Origin of the sequence: Pseudomonas sp. FGI182 (assembly GCF_000511325.1) — a bacterium.
In the GTDB taxonomy this organism is placed as follows: domain Bacteria; phylum Pseudomonadota; class Gammaproteobacteria; order Pseudomonadales; family Pseudomonadaceae; genus Aquipseudomonas; species Aquipseudomonas putida_Z.
Genome location: NZ_CP007012.1, coordinates 4,298,573 through 4,313,057 on the forward strand (window position 1 = coordinate 4,298,573; position 14,485 = coordinate 4,313,057).

A 14,485-nucleotide genomic window follows, 5' to 3' on the forward strand; every position below is an offset into this window, starting at 1 on the left:
CCTTTCGCGGGTAAACCCGCTCCCACAGGAATATCACAGGCCTCGAGTGCTGTGGGGTACCTGTGGGAGCGGGTTTACCCGCGAAGAGGCCGGTACAGGCAACACACAACTGGCAGACACAAAAAGGCCGCTGCACCCACCCAGGTGCAGCGGCCTTTGTCTGTATCAGCGACGACGCGGTTGGCGTTTGCGCTGCTCTTCATCAGTCGGGATCGGCACCGGCTGCAAGGGTGGTGGAATCAGCCCCAAGGCGACAGCCAGGTCGTGGAGCCAGTTGGACAGTGGTTTATTCATAATGCCCCCTTGACGGGTCAGCCTCACGGCAATTCAATCCTGCGATGTTTCATACAGATCATAGCCCTATGTCCTGTATTACGCATGCCTCTAAACCTACAGATACGGGCCATTTTGATACGGATCAAGCCGTAATGGCGCATTCCGACGACTGGTTAATCGTTTCGCTTTGTTGCAGGTCGATCCAGGCCTGCAAATTTGCCCCGCGCATGCCCTGGCGCCACATCAACCAGGTGACCGCCTGATCGAACGGCGCCTGCAACTGGTGCACCCGCACCTGGTCGCGCCCGGGCAGGCTGTCCAGCATCGACCTGGCCATCATCGCCACACCCGCGCCGGCGATCACGCAGGCCAGCATGCTCTGGTACGACTCGATTTCCATCACCCGGCCCATGGGCGTATGGGCATGGGCATACCAGGCCTCCAGGCGCATGCGGTACGAGCAGCCCTGGCGGAAGGTGAACACCGCCTTGCCCGCCACGTCCTTGGCAGTGTGTACCGCCGGGTGCTCGGGGCTGGTGATCAGCACCAGTTGCTCATCGCAAAGCGGCACGCCATCGAGCCCGGCCAGGCTCGGTGGCCCGTCCACCAGGGCCGCGTCCAAGGTGTGGTTGAGCAGGCCTTCCAGCAGCTCGCCACTGGGCGCCGCACGCACCTGCAGGTTAACCGCCGGGTAGGCCTGGTGATAACGCGCCAGCAACCCCGGCAAATGGGTGGCCGCCGTGCTGTACATGGTCCCCAGCACGAAGTCCCCCGCCGGTTGGCCGCCCCGCACGGCGGCCAGTGCCTCGTCGCGCAAGGCTGACATGCGGTTGGCGTAATCCAGCAGCACCTTGCCCGCCGGCGACAGCTGCAGGCGCTGGCGTTCGCGCAGGAACAGCTCGACACCCAGTTGCTCCTCGAGCTGGCGCAAGCGCGTCGACAGGTTCGACGGCACCCGATGCAGGCGCTCTGCGGCACGGGTGACCGAACCTTCCTCGGCCACGGCCTGGAAGATACGCAGTTGGCTGAATTCCACGGCATTCTCCAAAACAGAACAACTTGATCATCATTATTCAATTTTATTGAAAAAGAAACCGCCCTAACCTGCCAGCCATCGCTTACATCCGTGCAGGAGACTCGTCATGTCGCCACTCATTCAACTGCTGGCCAGCGCCGTGGCGCTGATGATGGCCATGGGCATCGGCCGTTTCGCCCTGACCCCGCAGCTGCCGCAACTGATCGCCGAAGGCCAGTTCGACCTGACGGTCGCCGGGCTGGTGGCCGCGGCCAACTACCTGGGTTACTTCATCGGCGCGGTCGATGCCATGTTCGCCCGCTCGCCGGGCCAGGTGCGCCTGCGCCTGCACGGTGGGCTGTGGTTGTGCGTGCTGTTGACCCTGGCCTCATGGGCCGCAGACGGGTTCTGGAGCCACCTGCTGCTGCGCTTCGGCACCGGCGTGGCCAGCGCCTGGGTGCTGGTGATGATCACCAGCCTCAGCCAACAGGTGGCCAATGCAAACAACCGCCAGCGCCTGGGTGCCCTGGTGTTCGCGGGGCCCGGCCTGGGCATTGCGCTGACGGGTTTGCTGGCGCTGGTGGCGCATTTGTGGGGGCTGGGCTCGGCAGCACTGTGGCTGATCTATGCCGTGGCCGCGCTGGTGATGCTGCTGGCGGTCCGGCCTTGGCTGCCAAGGGCGCTGCAAGCGGCGCCGGTGCCGTCGGCTGCACGCCAGGGCCCGACGCGCAGTGTCGGCATCGGCCGCCTGGGGCTGGTGTATGCGCTGTATGGCGTGGGTTACATCCTGCCGGCCACCTTCCTGTCGCAAATGGCCAACCAGCAGTTCCACGGGCAGTGGCTGGCCGACCTGTTCTGGCCGGCGTTCGGCCTGGCGGCGGCGCTGGGGGTGCTGCTGGTGAGCCTGCGGCGTGGCGGCCGCACCTCGGCCTGGCTCACTGCCACCCTGTGGCTGCAGGGGCTGGGTGTACTGGCCTGCCTGATGGGCGGGGGTGTCGGGCTGGCGTTGGGCGTGGTGCTGTGTGGCGGGCCGTTCCTGGCCTGCATGCAGCTGGTGATGCAACGTTCGCGGGAGCTGGCGCCGCATGCCACGCAGCGCAATGCCGGGCTGCTGACAGCCTGCTTTGCCCTGGGGCAGTTGAGTGGGCCATTGCTGGCGGCGGTCAGCAGCCATTACAGCGGCGGGCTGCAGCCGGCGCTGATGGTGGCTGCGGGTGGGTTGGTGGTGGCTGGGGGGCTGGTGCTGTTTGGTAGCTCTGCACAGCAGGGCAGCGCCTGTCAGGCCAAGGCAGCATCCTGAATCGTGGCTGCCTGTGCCGGCCTCTTCGCGGGTAAACCCGCTCCCACAGGTACTGCACAGGCCTTGAAGATTGTGCGGCCCCTGTGGGAGCGGGTTTACCCGCGAAGAGGCCGTAACAGGCTAAAACTCACCCCACAAACTTACGCAACTGCTGCTTAACCCAAGGCTCGGCACTCACCAGGACTACCCCCAGCAGCACCATCAACGCGCCAACCACAAAGTTCAGGCTCAGCGGCTCATCCAGCAACAACACGCCGAAGGTCACCCCGAACAGCGGGGTGATGAACGAGAACACTGCCAGGTTCGACGCCAGGTATTTGCGCAGCAACCAGAACCAGGTCAGGTAGCTGATGAACGACACCACAATCCCCTGGAACAGCACGCTGCCCATCGCCAGCGGCGTCAGCGTCACCGCGCCGATCTGGCCGCTGAGCAAGGCAATCAGCAGCAACCCGGCAAAGCCCACCGCCAGCTGATAGAACAGGGTCAGGGTCGCCGGTGCTTCCGACAGCCGCGAGCAACGCACCACCACCGTGGTCGCTCCCCAGGCCAGCCCGGCGATCACGCCAAAGGCATCCCCCAGCAGGGTGCGGCCATCCATGTGCTCGAACGACATGCCGCCGGCAAACGCCATGGCAATGCCGCCGAAGGCCAGCAGGATCCCCAGCCATTGCAGCAGCCGCAGGCGTTCGCTGGGCAACCTGAAATGCAGGCCTAACGCGGTAAACACCGGCGCGGTATAGAGGAACACCGACATGTGCGCCGCCGAGGTCAGCTTCAGCCCCTCGGCAATGAACAGGAACTCCAGGCCGAACAGCCCGCCCGCCACCACCCCGGCACGCCAGGTGCTGCCGACCTGCTCCCAGCCCCCGCGCCAGCACAGCAACAGGCCCACCAGCACGGCGGCGATACCGTTGCGCAGGGCCGCCTGCATCACCGGCGCGATATCGATGGCGGCAGTCTTGATCAACACCTGCTGGCAACCCCAGATCAGGCACAGCCCCAGCATCACCTGGAATGCAAAGGCATCGGGGTTCTTGCGGACCGCGCTCATAGGCGGGCCTCTGTGGTGGTCATTGGCATGGGCAAGGGCTCGGCAGTGTTCAGGAACTACCGATTATCGGGTTTCCATGGCCGCCCTTGCCAGCCTCAAAACGACCTCAGGCAATCTGTGCCTTCGCCGACACCTGCTCGAAGGTGGTTTCGTCCAGCGCATCCTCCTGCTCGTCCAGCACCTGGCGCGGGTGCTCGAAGCCGGGAATGCTGCTGTCGATCAGGCTCATCAGCCGCGAACCGCGCTCGGTCAGCACGAAGTTCTCGCCATTGCCGCCATCCTCTTCGGGCCGGGTTTCGATGAAACCACGCTCGAACAACAACCTTTCGTACTCGCAGGCACAAGTTTTCAGGTGGTCCAGGTCGCCCACCGGCTCCCCCTTGGCAGCCAGTGCCGCAGCGTGCTGCTCGGCATAGGGGCGTGGCGTGAAGCTGTGACCGGCGCCGTTCTGCACCTCGTGCAGCAAACGCTCGATCAGGTCCCAGTCGTAGGCGATGCTCATGGCTACGGGCTCCTGCTGTGGACGGAAGGGGTACACAGGTTGGGACCTTTCGGTGAGCCGTGGTGTTCCGAAAGATCTTGCACGGTGATACGCCACGCTCTGAAGCCGCTGGTACCGCAACAGGCAGAAACCATTTGCTGTCTAGCCACCTGTAGTTTATAAACTACATTCACTCGATGAAAAAAATCGAATCCAGCAGTTTCAGACATTGGGTGACCGGTCTCCGAGACGTTAGTGCCAGAGCCCGAATCATTTCTCGGATCAACCGGTTGATGGAGGGCCTGCCTGGCGACGTATCACCGGTTGGCCACGGCGTCAGTGAGCTCAGGGTTCACTATGGGCCTGGCTACCGGGTGTACTTCCATCAGGCTGGCAGCACATTTGTCATTCTGCTTTGCGGCGGCGACAAAGGCAGCCAACAGCGCGACATCAAGGCAGCCCACCAGATTCTGCGTTCGTGGAGGATGCAAAATGACTGAAACCTTCTCTGATTTCGACCCCGCCCAGTACCTCACTACCCCTGAAGCGATCGCGCAGTTCATGACCGACGCACTCGAAACCGGGGATGCCGGCTATGTCGCCAAGGCTGTAGGCGTGGTAGCGCGTGCAAAAGGCATGAGCGAGCTGGCTAAAGAAACCGGTCTGTCGCGCGAGCAGCTCTATCGGTCTTTCAGTGAGCATGGCAACCCGACTCTGAAGTCGTTCCTGACCGTGATGAAGGCGCTGGGAATAGACATGACGGCGCGGCCTCACCTCGCTGGCTGATAAACGAACGCGTCGGCTCTCAGCTGATCGGTTAACGCGCTCAGGTGTAGGAGCGGCCTTGTGTCGCGAAAGGGCTGCGAAGCAGCCCCGGGGTTTCAGCGCAAATGCAAAAATTGCTGGGGCTGCTTTGCAGCCCTTTCGCGACACAAGGCCGCTCCTACAAGGGCCCGCACAGGCCGGGAGAAAAGATGTTAGCGCTGGCGCCCAGGCAACCGGCCTGCGCGGCTCGGTTACTGCTTGACCAGATAGTTGATGAACAATCGAAACAGCTCCGCATTCCCGGCAATCCCCAGCCGCTGCCAGATGTTGTGCCGGTGTACTTTCACTGTGCCCTCCGAGATGCCCAGCTCACGTGAGATCGACTGGCTGCTGTGCCCTTGCAGGATCAGCTTGGCCACATGCCGCTGGGTTTCGGTCAGCTGGCCCTGGAGGATATCGACGAAAGCATCTTCCAACTGGCTGTCGGACTCCTGCGGGTCGGCCAGGTCATCGGCATGTGCCAGGCGCAGGTGCTGGCTGAAAATGGCATCGATGACTGGCGTCAACGCTGCCAGCCGCTGCGCCTCCTCGGCCTCGAACGCGCCCTTGTCCAGGCCACGCATCAACGAATACACCAATGCGGTCCGTGGCCTTACCGGCACGATGAAACCGATCTCTTCGATCAGGCTGCCGTGGTGCGACGAGACGCAGGGGTGGATGTCGTGGGAGATGGAAAAGCCCGAGGCGAAGAAGCTGTCCGGGGCCAGTTCGCGCATCCGCCACAGGCCACCCGGGTGGTTGTTGGTACAGGCGACGTAGAACGGGTCGAGCAGATAGCCGCCGCGCAGGTAGGCTTTCAGAGTACGTTCGGCGACTCGCTGGTTGTAGCCGTCATGAATCAGCAGCGCGGGTTGGTTGAAGCGAAACAGGTAGGCGCAGCTCATGTCGAAATCGACCACGCCCTTGAGCGCGGTGTCGAGGGCCGGGCCCAGTGCATCGCTGCCGATGCTGCGAATGACCGCACCCAGGCGGTTGGCGTTGTCGCTGTTCATTGCGGAGGCCCGTGCGGTGTGGGAGAAGGCGCAAATGCCGCCCGGCTGTGCAAGCCCGAACGGCATTGAACGATGCCTGGCCCTGTCAGTGCAACGGTGCACTGGCGGGCAGCAGGCCGGCCTCTTCTTCCTGGCGACCCAGTTCCAGTGCCTTGGGCACCGCCAGCCAGTAGGCCAGCAGCATGCCCAGCAGGCCACCGGCGAGCTTGCCGATGATCAGCGGCCCGATCAGCGTGGGCTGGAAGTTGGCCGAGTAGGCCAGGTGATCACCAAAGGTGAAGGCGGCGCACACGGCAAAGGCAATCACCAGCACCTTGTCTTTCGGCGGCATGTCAGCCACCAGGCGGAACATCGCGAGGATGTTGGCCGAGGCCGCGAGGATACCGGCCGCGCCCACCGGCGACAGGCCGAGTTTCGACGCCACCTTTTCGATCGGCTGCGACAGGAAACGCTTGATCAGGTAAACCATCGGGAACGCACCGCACAGCATGATGCCTACGTAGCCGGCAATCTCCAGCGCCCGGAATTGGTCGTCCTTGTCGGCGATGATCGGGGCGAAGCCCCAGCCACCGAACAGCGAAGTGAACGCACCGGTGAAGTACTCGACGATCGAAGCCACCAGCACCAGCGTCACGGCGGCGTACATCAATTGGCCCAGCTTGAGGAACAGGCTGACCATGAGGTTGGGGAAGTAGCGCAGCGCCGCCGCCAGTGCCACGCAGAACAGGATCAGCGGCGACAGGTTGCGCAGCAGGGTCGGCAGGGTGAAGTGCAGCGCCTGGGTCGCAGCGCCTGCCGTGGCGATGTCCGGGCGCACGCCCAGGCCCATGGCCTGCATGCCCATGGCGATCAACACGATGCTGATCGGGATGCTCAGCAGCCCGGCCATGATGCCCAGCGCCATGTACTTGTGGTCGGCCTTGTTGAGCATGGCCAGGCCCACCGGGATGACAAAGATCACCGTCGAACCGCACTGGAAGCCAGTGATAAGGCCGAGGATCCAGCCTTCGGGGCTATGCGACAGCGCCTGGGCCAGTTGGTAACCGCCCAGGTCCGAGGCGATGAAGATCGGCCCGGCAATGCCGGCATCGGCGCCCATGGCCAGGAACAGCGGGCCGATGAACTGGCTGATGAAACTGGAAATGAACGGGATGGCGGCCATGATCCCGGCCACCGGGATGAAGATCGGGCCAATGCTGTGCAGGCCGGCGGTGAACTCCTTGGCCAGCTCGGATTCCGCATTGACGATCGATGCGATCGCGCCGATCACGGCGCACACCATGATCACGTAGATGACGTAAGTGCCTATGTTTTCCATCTGCTGCCTCTGTCTTGTTGGAATTGGCTTTGTGGGCAGAATTGAAGGGTGCTGCGTATTGTTCTTGTTGGTGCCGGCAGGGTACTGCCGGCCGGGCATTACATGGCGGTGTAGGCGTTGTCGACGAACAGGTGCGAGCCGCTGACGAAGCTCGACTCGTCACTGGCCAGGAACAACGCGGCGTTGGCCACTTCGGCCGGGTCGCACAGGCGCCCCTGCATGGTCTTGATCGCTTCGTCGGAAGCATCCACGCCAAAACCACGCAGCAGGTCGAGTTCGCGGCGGCCATGGGCGGTGCCGATGAAGCCTGGGCAAATGGCGTTGCTGCGGATGTTCTGGTCACGGTATTCCACGGCCAGGGCGCGAGCGAACATGTGGCAGGCGCCCTTGGTGGTGCAATACAGCACCTCCATTGGCGTGCCGACCACCGCCGAGATCGACGAGGTGCAGATCACGCTGCCGCCGCCGGCGGCGAGCATGCCAGGCAACACCGCCTTGGTGACCAGGAACATGCTTTTTACGTTGACGCTCATCAGCCGGTCCCATTCCGCTTCGCTGGTTTCGAGGAACGGGCCGGCGGCGATGATCCCGGCGTGGTTCATCAGCACGGTGATCGGGCCGAAGTGCACCTGGGCCTGGGTTACGGCGCCGTGCACCTGGTCGGCCTGCGACACATCGGCGGCGACAAACAGCGCCTGGCCGCCGTCCGCATTGATGCGCGCCGCCATGGCTTCGCCCTGGCTGGTCGGCAAGTCGAGGATCACCACCTTGGCGCCCTCGGCGGCGAACAGTTCCGACGCGGCCAGGCCACAACCGCCTGCGCCGCCGGTAATCAGTGCCACCTTGCCTTTCAATCGATCCATGGGTGTGTTCCTCGGTTGTCATGTTTGTGGCTTCAAACTAGAGCCGAGGAAGAGCGCGGTAAATATACCCAGGGGTATAGCCACCGGTCGAAGGCGCTGAACTAACGGCCAGGCACATGCCTCCACCGGGCATCACCACCGCCGGAGGTAGGAAGGATGAAACTGCTGCTGCCCATTGCCTGCGCCACTGCCCTGTTCTGCGCCCTGCCCGCCTGGGCCTGCACACCGGAAGAAGCGACGCAGAAACGCGAAGAGCTGGCCGGGTTGGTCACCCAGTTGACCGAGCAGAACCCGCAGAAGGCCAAGGAGATCAATGACGAGCTTCAAGGGATGGAGCTGGGGACGGCGAGCAAGGATTTGCCCGACAAGTGTCAGCTGATCGACAAGCGGATCAAGGAGTTGAAAGAGGCGGAGAAAAAGGCTGAATGATCAATGGCCGCGTGACGCGCGCCCTGTAGGAGCGGCCTTGTGTCGCGAAAGGGCCGCAAAGCGGCCCCCGGATAGATGCGTCACTCACGAAATCGAGGGGGCTGCTTCGCAGCCCTTTCGCGACACAAGGCCGCTCCTACAAAGGACGCACCAACCTGACAGAGTGCTGATTACTCAGCCGCAGGCTTGCGCTTTTTCAGCGGCGCCAGGCCGTCAGCGCTGGCCAGCGGTGCATTGGCCTTCGGCTTGGCGGTTGGCTTGCGCTTGGCGGCCGCCTTCTTGTCACCGGTCTTCTTCTCGACCTTTTTCTTCTTGCTGCCAGCTGCCTTGCCCGAGGCCTTGACCTTCTTAGGCCCGTTGTAGGTGCCCTTCACCTCCTTGATCACCCGGCGCTCGAACTGCTGCTTGAGGTAGCGCTCGATGCTCGACATCAGGTTCCAGTCGTTGTGGGTGATCAGCGAGATCGCCAGGCCTTCGCCACCGGCACGGCCGGTACGGCCCACGCGGTGCACGTACTCGTCACCGCTGCGCGGCATGTCGAAGTTGATCACCAGGTCCAGGCCGTCGATGTCCAGGCCACGGGCCGCAACGTCGGTAGCCACCAGTACCTTGGAGCTGCCCTGCTTGAAGCGGTCCAGGGCCAGCTTGCGGTCCTTCTGGTCCTTCTCGCCGTGCAGCACGAAGGCCTTCACGTCCTTGGCCACCAGGTGGCCGTAGATGCGGTCGGCCAGGGCGCGGGTGTTGGTGAAGATGATCGCCTTGTCGAAGGTTTCGTTGGCCAGCAGCCACTGCACGATCTGCTCTTTGTGCTGGTCGTGGTCAGCGGTGATGATCTGCTGGCGGGTGCCTTCGGCCAGCTGCGAGACGCTGTTGAGCATCAGGTGCTCTGGGTCTTTCAGCACCTTGCCGATGATGTCGCGCAGGGCCGCACCACCGGTGGTGGCGGAGAACAGCAGGGTCTGCTGGCGGTTCTCGCACTCCTTGCACAGGCGCTCCATGTCTTCGGCAAAGCCCATGTCGAGCATGCGGTCGGCTTCGTCGAGGATCAGCACCTGCACGTGGGACAGGTCGAGGTTGCCGGCATTGAGCTGCTCGAGCAGGCGGCCCGGGGTGCCGATCAGCACATCCGGCACCTTGCGCAGCATGGCGGCCTGTTCCTTGAAGTCTTCACCGCCGGTAACCAGGCCCGACTTGATGTAGGTGAACTGCGAGAACAGCTGTATCTGCTTGAGGGTCTGCTGGGCCAGTTCACGGGTCGGCAGCAGGATCAGCGCACGGATCTCGACGCGGCGCTCGCGCAGGTCGACCAGGCGGTTGAGCAGCGGCAGCACAAAGGCCGCGGTCTTGCCGCTGCCGGTCTGCGCGGTCACGCGCAGGTCACGCCCTTGCAGGGCCAGGGGGATGGCCGCGGCCTGCACCGGGGTTGGCTCGACAAAGTTAAGCTCGGCCACGGCTTTAAGCAGGCGTTCGTGCAGGGCGAATTGGGAGAACACGGAGGTAACCTCAGGCAAGTGCGGAAAATTCAGTTGCATAGGGTAACGTTTTCTGCCGCCTTAGCCGAATTTCTTTTGGCAACTTTGTCGCCATCCGCGCTCTAATGGCGCTTCGTTTGGCGACAAGACTGTACGCAAGCCCATGGATATCCAACGAATCTGGCGTGACTCCCTCGACCTGTGGGGCACCCTTGACCAACATCCGATGCTGCACGCGGCCATTGGCCTGGCGGTGCTGCTGCTCATTTCCCTGGTCATCGGCCGCCTGGCACGCTTCCTGGTGCTGCATGGCGCCCGCCTGCTGGCCCGCCAGCCAGCGCTGAAATGGCTGGACGACCTGCGCAACAACAAGGTGTTCCACCGCCTGGCACAGACCACGCCGTCACTGGTGCTGCAGTTCGGCCTGAAACTGGTGCCCGAGCTGTCCGACACCGCCCAGCACTTCCTCGGCAATGTCGCCCTGGCCTTTACCCTGCTGTTCATGACCATGGCGCTGTCGTGCCTGCTGGATGCCCTGCTCGACATCTATGCCCGCACCGAACACGCCCGCACCCGCTCGATCAAGGGTTACGTGCAACTGGCCAAGATGATGCTGTGGATCTTCGCCTCCATCGTCATCGTCGCCACCCTGATCGACCGCTCGCCGCTGTTGCTACTGTCGGGCCTGGGTGCCATGTCGGCGGTGCTGCTGTTGGTGTACAAGGACACCCTGCTGTCGTTCGTCGCCAGCGTGCAGCTGACCAGCAACGACATGCTGCACGTGGGCGACTGGATCGAAATGCCCCAGGTGGGCGCCGATGGCGATGTGGTGGACATCACCCTGCACACGGTGAAGGTGCAGAATTTCGACAAGACCATCGTCTCCATCCCCACCTGGCGCCTGATGAGCGAGTCGTTCCGCAACTACCGCGGCATGCAGCAGTCCGGTGGACGACGCATCAAGCGCAGCCTGTTCATCGATGCAGCCGGCGTGCGGTTCCTGACTCGCGAGGAAGAACAGCGGCTGAGCCAGGTGCACTTGCTGGCCGACTACCTGGCCGGCAAGCGCCAGGAGCTGCAGCGCTGGAACGAGGCCATGGGGCCAGTGGCCGAGCTGTCGGCCAATCGCCGCAAGCTGACCAACATCGGCACCTTCCGGGCGTTTGCCCTGGCCTACCTGAAAAACCACCCCAACGTGCACCCGAACATGACTTGCATGGTGCGGCAGATGCAGACCACCGCCGAGGGTGTACCGCTGGAGATCTACTGCTTTACCACCACCACGGCCTGGGCTGAGTACGAGCGGATTCAGGGGGATATCTTCGATTATCTGCTGGCGGTGTTGCCGGAGTTTGGGCTGAGCCTGTACCAGCAACCGAGTGGCAACGACATGCGGGTGGGGTTGAGCGGGCGTGTATCGCAAGAGCCTGTGCCGCGTCGGCTGGAAGACATGAACGAGGCTTGATATTGCCGGGGCTGCTTCGCAGCCCATCGCCGGCAAGCCAGCTCCCACAGAGGTCACGCAGATCGTGAGATCTTCGTTGTACCTGTGGGAGATGGCCCAACCCTTTGCGCTGCGCTGTCGCGTAGATAACTGAAACTGCAAGCAATCCGCGTATCCTGTGGGAGCGGCTTTAGCCGCGAAGAATCCAACGCGGTGCATGGCACCGGCTGCGCCGGTGTTCGCGGCTGAAGCCGCTCCCACAGGGCCCCTGCTAATTCAATGAGTTATGTGCAGTTCAATGAGAGCTGGCTTACCGGCGATGGGCCGCAAAGCGGCCCAAAATTGTTTGACTGACAGGCATGACGCCTTAAGGTTGTGTTTAAGTAGCCCCTTTCTGTGTCAGGACCGAGTCAGGGGTGCGCATTCATGGTTGTCGAAAGCCGGTTGCTCTCGCGCCCATGGACCATGCAATACAGCGCACCGGCCAGGATCAACCCCATCGCCCAACTGATGTCTGCCCCCAGCCACTCGGCCACGAACCCCGTGTAGAACGACAGTTTCATGAACGGGATGGTACCGATGATCGACACGGCGTACACCGCCAGGCTTCGACGATTGAAGCATCCATAACGCCCCTTGGAGTCATACAGCGCCCCCACATCATAGTGGCCTCGGCATACCCAGTAGTAATCCACCAGGTTGATCGCGCTCCATGGGATCAACAGGTACAGCTGGCCGATCAGGATGTCGGCAAAGAACGTATCGAAATTGTATTGGGTAGCGATGGCGATCACCGTTGCCGCTGCGGTCAGCCCAGCCATCACCATGGCCTTGGCCGTCGCGGTCACGCGCCGGATGGTCTTGAAGGCGCCAAAGATCGTGACCGACGACATGTAGGCACTGTACAGACACAGGACGTTGTACTGGATCACCCCCAGCGCGATCACTGCCAGCGCCAGCGGCGCCCACGGGCCAAACAACGCGGCAATGGCTGTGGCCGGGTCGTGCCCCAGTGCCGAGGGCAACTCCACTGCCACCAGCGCGCCCAGTGCCATCATGGCGAAGGAGCCCAACGCACAACCGCAATAGGTGGCCCAGAAGGTGGCGCGTGGGTTGACGTTGGCCGGGAGGTAGCGCGAGTAATCGGCTACATAGGGGCCATACCCCAGCGTCCAGGAAGCCGACTGGGCCACGATCAGGTTGAAGGCGGTGAACGAGAAGCCGGTACTCACTGCCGTTGTGGTTGCCATGTCGCCGGGGTGCAGCAGGATCAGCACCAGGGCGCCAGCAAAAACCAGTGTGGACAAGAGGCTCATCCACGCGCCCAGGCGATGGATCAGCTCGTAGCCGACAAAGCCGATGACAAAAGTCAGCAAGCCGACCACCACGATCGCCTGGTCATCGCTCATGGGCATCAGCGCCTGCAGGGCATTGCGCATCAGCACGCCGCTGGCGGCGAGGAACAGGACTGCGGCCGTGACCATCACCAGCAGAGGGAGCGCGGCACCATGGACACCGAACTGGGCCCGGCTCTGGATCATCTGTGGCACGCCCAGGTGAGGCCCCTGGGCAGAATGCGCGGCCATGAACACGGTGCCGATCAGGTTGCCGACCAACAGGCCCAGCAAGGTCCAACTTAGACTTAGCCCCGACGCAGCGCCCAGGGTGCCGACCATCAGGGCGGTTATCTGGAAATTGGAGCTGAACCAGATGGTGAACAATCGTTTAGGCGTGCCATAACGCTCGGCGTGTGGGACAAATTCGATACTTCGCGTTTCTAGCTTCACGCCGGTCTCCCGATTTGGTTTTCCGGATTATCGGGTAGGGACCGGCGGAATTTGGGTTCAGTAACGAACGCGTCATAGCTGGCTGCGCCATGGCTTGCTTGATAACGTCAGGGTACCCAGGCGGCTCATCCACACCGACGCCAGGATCACTGCCCCGCCGATGAACAGCCTGCCCAATGGCTCGTCCTGGTTCCAGATCAGCAAATTGAGCAGCAACCCTACCGGCACATGCAGGTTGTTCATCACCGCCAGCGTCCCGCCCGAAACCAGGCAGGCGCCCTTGTTCCACCAGTACAGCCCCAGCGCCGTCGGGCACAGGCCCAGGAACAGCAGCACCAGCCACTGCACATCGGTGGTCGGCAGGTGCTGGGCGTTGCCAAACAGCAGGAAGGCCGGCAACACCACGATCAACGCGCCCAGGTAGAAGTAGCCAAAGCGCTTGTAGTGCGGCAAGTCGCTGGGGTGGCGTGCAACCAGGTGGCGGTACAGCACCTGGCCGGCGGCGTAGGTGAAGTTGGCCAGTTGCAGCAGCAGGAAGCCGATGAAGAACTCGCCGCTGATGGTGTCGAAGCGGATCACCGCCGCGCCGGCCACCGCCACCAGCGCTGCCAGCAGCGCCCACGGGTTGAAGCGCCGGTTCATGGCGTCTTCGATCAGCGTCACGTGCAACGGCGTGAGAATGGTGAACAGCAGCACCTCCGGCACGGTGAGCACGCGAAAGCTCAGGTACAGGCAGACGTAGGTGATGCCGTACTGCAGCGCGCCGATCAGCAGCATCGAGCGCATGAAGCGCGGCTCGACCTGGCGCCAGCGGGTCAGCGGCAGGAACACCAGGCCAGCCAGCACCACGCGCGCGAGCACGGCAAAGTAGCTGTCGACGTGCCCGGCCAGGTACTCGCCGATCAGGCTGAAGGAAAACGCCTGGATCAGCGCGACGATTATCAGGTAGCCCATGGTTGCCTCTCGTGGATCAAGGCCGCGACCTTAGCGGGTTGCGGGGAATGAGTTCAACCATGAGGAATGTAAGGACGGCAGCGCACGCGGTCTATGTAGGAGCGGCCTTGTGTCGCGAAAGGGGTGCGAAGCGCCCCCGGGATCTCAGCACAGCAGCACATATTGCCGGGGCTGCTTTGCAGCCCTTTCGCGACACAAGGCCGCTCCTACACAGAGCAAAAGCAGACCGCATGTGCACAAATATAAAAAAGCCCGGCCATGCAGGCCGGGCAGGT

The 14,485-nt window shown here is 62.9% G+C and carries 15 protein-coding genes; 5 read left to right on the forward strand and 10 right to left on the reverse strand.

Going from position 1 to position 14,485, the window contains the following annotated elements; all coding sequences use genetic code 11:
• Window positions 1–165: 165 nt before the first annotated feature.
• Window positions 166–294 carry a PA1414 family protein gene (locus C163_RS27560; protein WP_009683677.1) on the reverse strand — a complete coding sequence of 43 codons (129 nt, stop codon included), beginning with the start codon at window positions 292–294 and terminating at the stop codon, window positions 166–168.
• Window positions 295–418: 124 nt separating this feature from the next.
• Window positions 419–1,312, reverse strand: coding sequence for a LysR family transcriptional regulator (locus tag C163_RS18965; protein ID WP_025340156.1), 894 nt, complete (start codon window positions 1,310–1,312; stop codon window positions 419–421).
• A 106-nt stretch (window positions 1,313–1,418) separates the two neighbouring features.
• Here C163_RS18965 and C163_RS18970 point away from each other — a divergent pair, with 106 nt between their 5' ends.
• The gene (locus tag C163_RS18970; RefSeq protein ID WP_025340157.1) at window positions 1,419–2,591 is read left to right on the forward strand and encodes an MFS transporter; all 1,173 of its coding nucleotides are present in this window, start codon (window positions 1,419–1,421) and stop codon (window positions 2,589–2,591) included.
• A gap of 127 nt (window positions 2,592–2,718) precedes the next feature.
• Here C163_RS18970 and C163_RS18975 read toward each other — a convergent pair whose 3' ends face one another.
• Together C163_RS18975 and C163_RS18980 are read right to left on the reverse strand one after the other, a co-directional pair.
• Entirely contained in the window at window positions 2,719–3,645 is a 927-nt protein-coding gene (locus C163_RS18975; RefSeq protein ID WP_025340158.1) for a DMT family transporter, read from the reverse strand.
• A 106-nt stretch (window positions 3,646–3,751) separates the two neighbouring features.
• Window positions 3,752–4,147, reverse strand: coding sequence for a hypothetical protein (locus C163_RS18980; RefSeq protein ID WP_025340159.1), 396 nt, complete (start codon window positions 4,145–4,147; stop codon window positions 3,752–3,754).
• 176 nt (window positions 4,148–4,323) lie between these two features.
• On the opposite strand from C163_RS18980, the gene C163_RS18985 reads away from it, so the two are divergent.
• Both C163_RS18985 and C163_RS18990 read left to right on the forward strand, forming a co-directional pair.
• Entirely contained in the window at window positions 4,324–4,626 is a 303-nt protein-coding gene (locus C163_RS18985; protein ID WP_025340160.1) for a type II toxin-antitoxin system RelE/ParE family toxin, read from the forward strand.
• Window positions 4,619–4,912, forward strand: coding sequence for an addiction module antidote protein (locus C163_RS18990; RefSeq protein WP_025340161.1), 294 nt, complete (start codon window positions 4,619–4,621; stop codon window positions 4,910–4,912). Before C163_RS18985 ends, C163_RS18990 begins: the two co-directional genes overlap by 8 nt.
• A gap of 230 nt (window positions 4,913–5,142) precedes the next feature.
• Here the strand turns inward: C163_RS18990 and C163_RS18995 are convergent, their stop codons facing one another.
• From C163_RS18995 to C163_RS19005, 3 genes are all read right to left on the reverse strand, one after another.
• Entirely contained in the window at window positions 5,143–5,943 is an 801-nt protein-coding gene (locus tag C163_RS18995; RefSeq protein WP_025340162.1) for a LuxR family transcriptional regulator, read from the reverse strand.
• An 85-nt stretch (window positions 5,944–6,028) separates the two neighbouring features.
• Entirely contained in the window at window positions 6,029–7,261 is a 1,233-nt protein-coding gene (gene eutH / locus C163_RS19000; protein ID WP_025340163.1) for an ethanolamine utilization protein EutH, read from the reverse strand.
• A gap of 98 nt (window positions 7,262–7,359) precedes the next feature.
• Entirely contained in the window at window positions 7,360–8,124 is a 765-nt protein-coding gene (locus tag C163_RS19005; RefSeq protein WP_025340164.1) for an SDR family NAD(P)-dependent oxidoreductase, read from the reverse strand.
• A gap of 156 nt (window positions 8,125–8,280) precedes the next feature.
• Between C163_RS19005 and C163_RS19010 the strand changes: the two genes are divergently transcribed.
• Entirely contained in the window at window positions 8,281–8,553 is a 273-nt protein-coding gene (locus C163_RS19010) for a hypothetical protein (protein ID WP_025340165.1), read from the forward strand.
• Window positions 8,554–8,723: 170 nt separating this feature from the next.
• Here C163_RS19010 and C163_RS19015 read toward each other — a convergent pair whose 3' ends face one another.
• The gene (locus tag C163_RS19015) at window positions 8,724–10,085 is read right to left on the reverse strand and encodes a DEAD/DEAH box helicase (protein WP_025340166.1); all 1,362 of its coding nucleotides are present in this window, start codon (window positions 10,083–10,085) and stop codon (window positions 8,724–8,726) included.
• 103 nt (window positions 10,086–10,188) lie between these two features.
• Here C163_RS19015 and C163_RS19020 point away from each other — a divergent pair, with 103 nt between their 5' ends.
• On the forward strand, window positions 10,189–11,490 hold the full coding sequence (locus C163_RS19020) for a mechanosensitive ion channel family protein (protein ID WP_025340167.1): 1,302 nt from the start codon (window positions 10,189–10,191) through the stop codon (window positions 11,488–11,490).
• Window positions 11,491–11,879: 389 nt separating this feature from the next.
• Here the strand turns inward: C163_RS19020 and C163_RS19025 are convergent, their stop codons facing one another.
• Both C163_RS19025 and C163_RS19030 read right to left on the reverse strand, forming a co-directional pair.
• Complete coding sequence (locus C163_RS19025) at window positions 11,880–13,256, reverse strand: cytosine permease (protein WP_025340168.1); 1,377 nt, start codon at window positions 13,254–13,256, stop codon at window positions 11,880–11,882.
• Window positions 13,257–13,328: 72 nt separating this feature from the next.
• Window positions 13,329–14,210, reverse strand: coding sequence for a carboxylate/amino acid/amine transporter (locus tag C163_RS19030; RefSeq protein ID WP_025340169.1), 882 nt, complete (start codon window positions 14,208–14,210; stop codon window positions 13,329–13,331).
• Window positions 14,211–14,485: the final 275 nt, after the last annotated feature.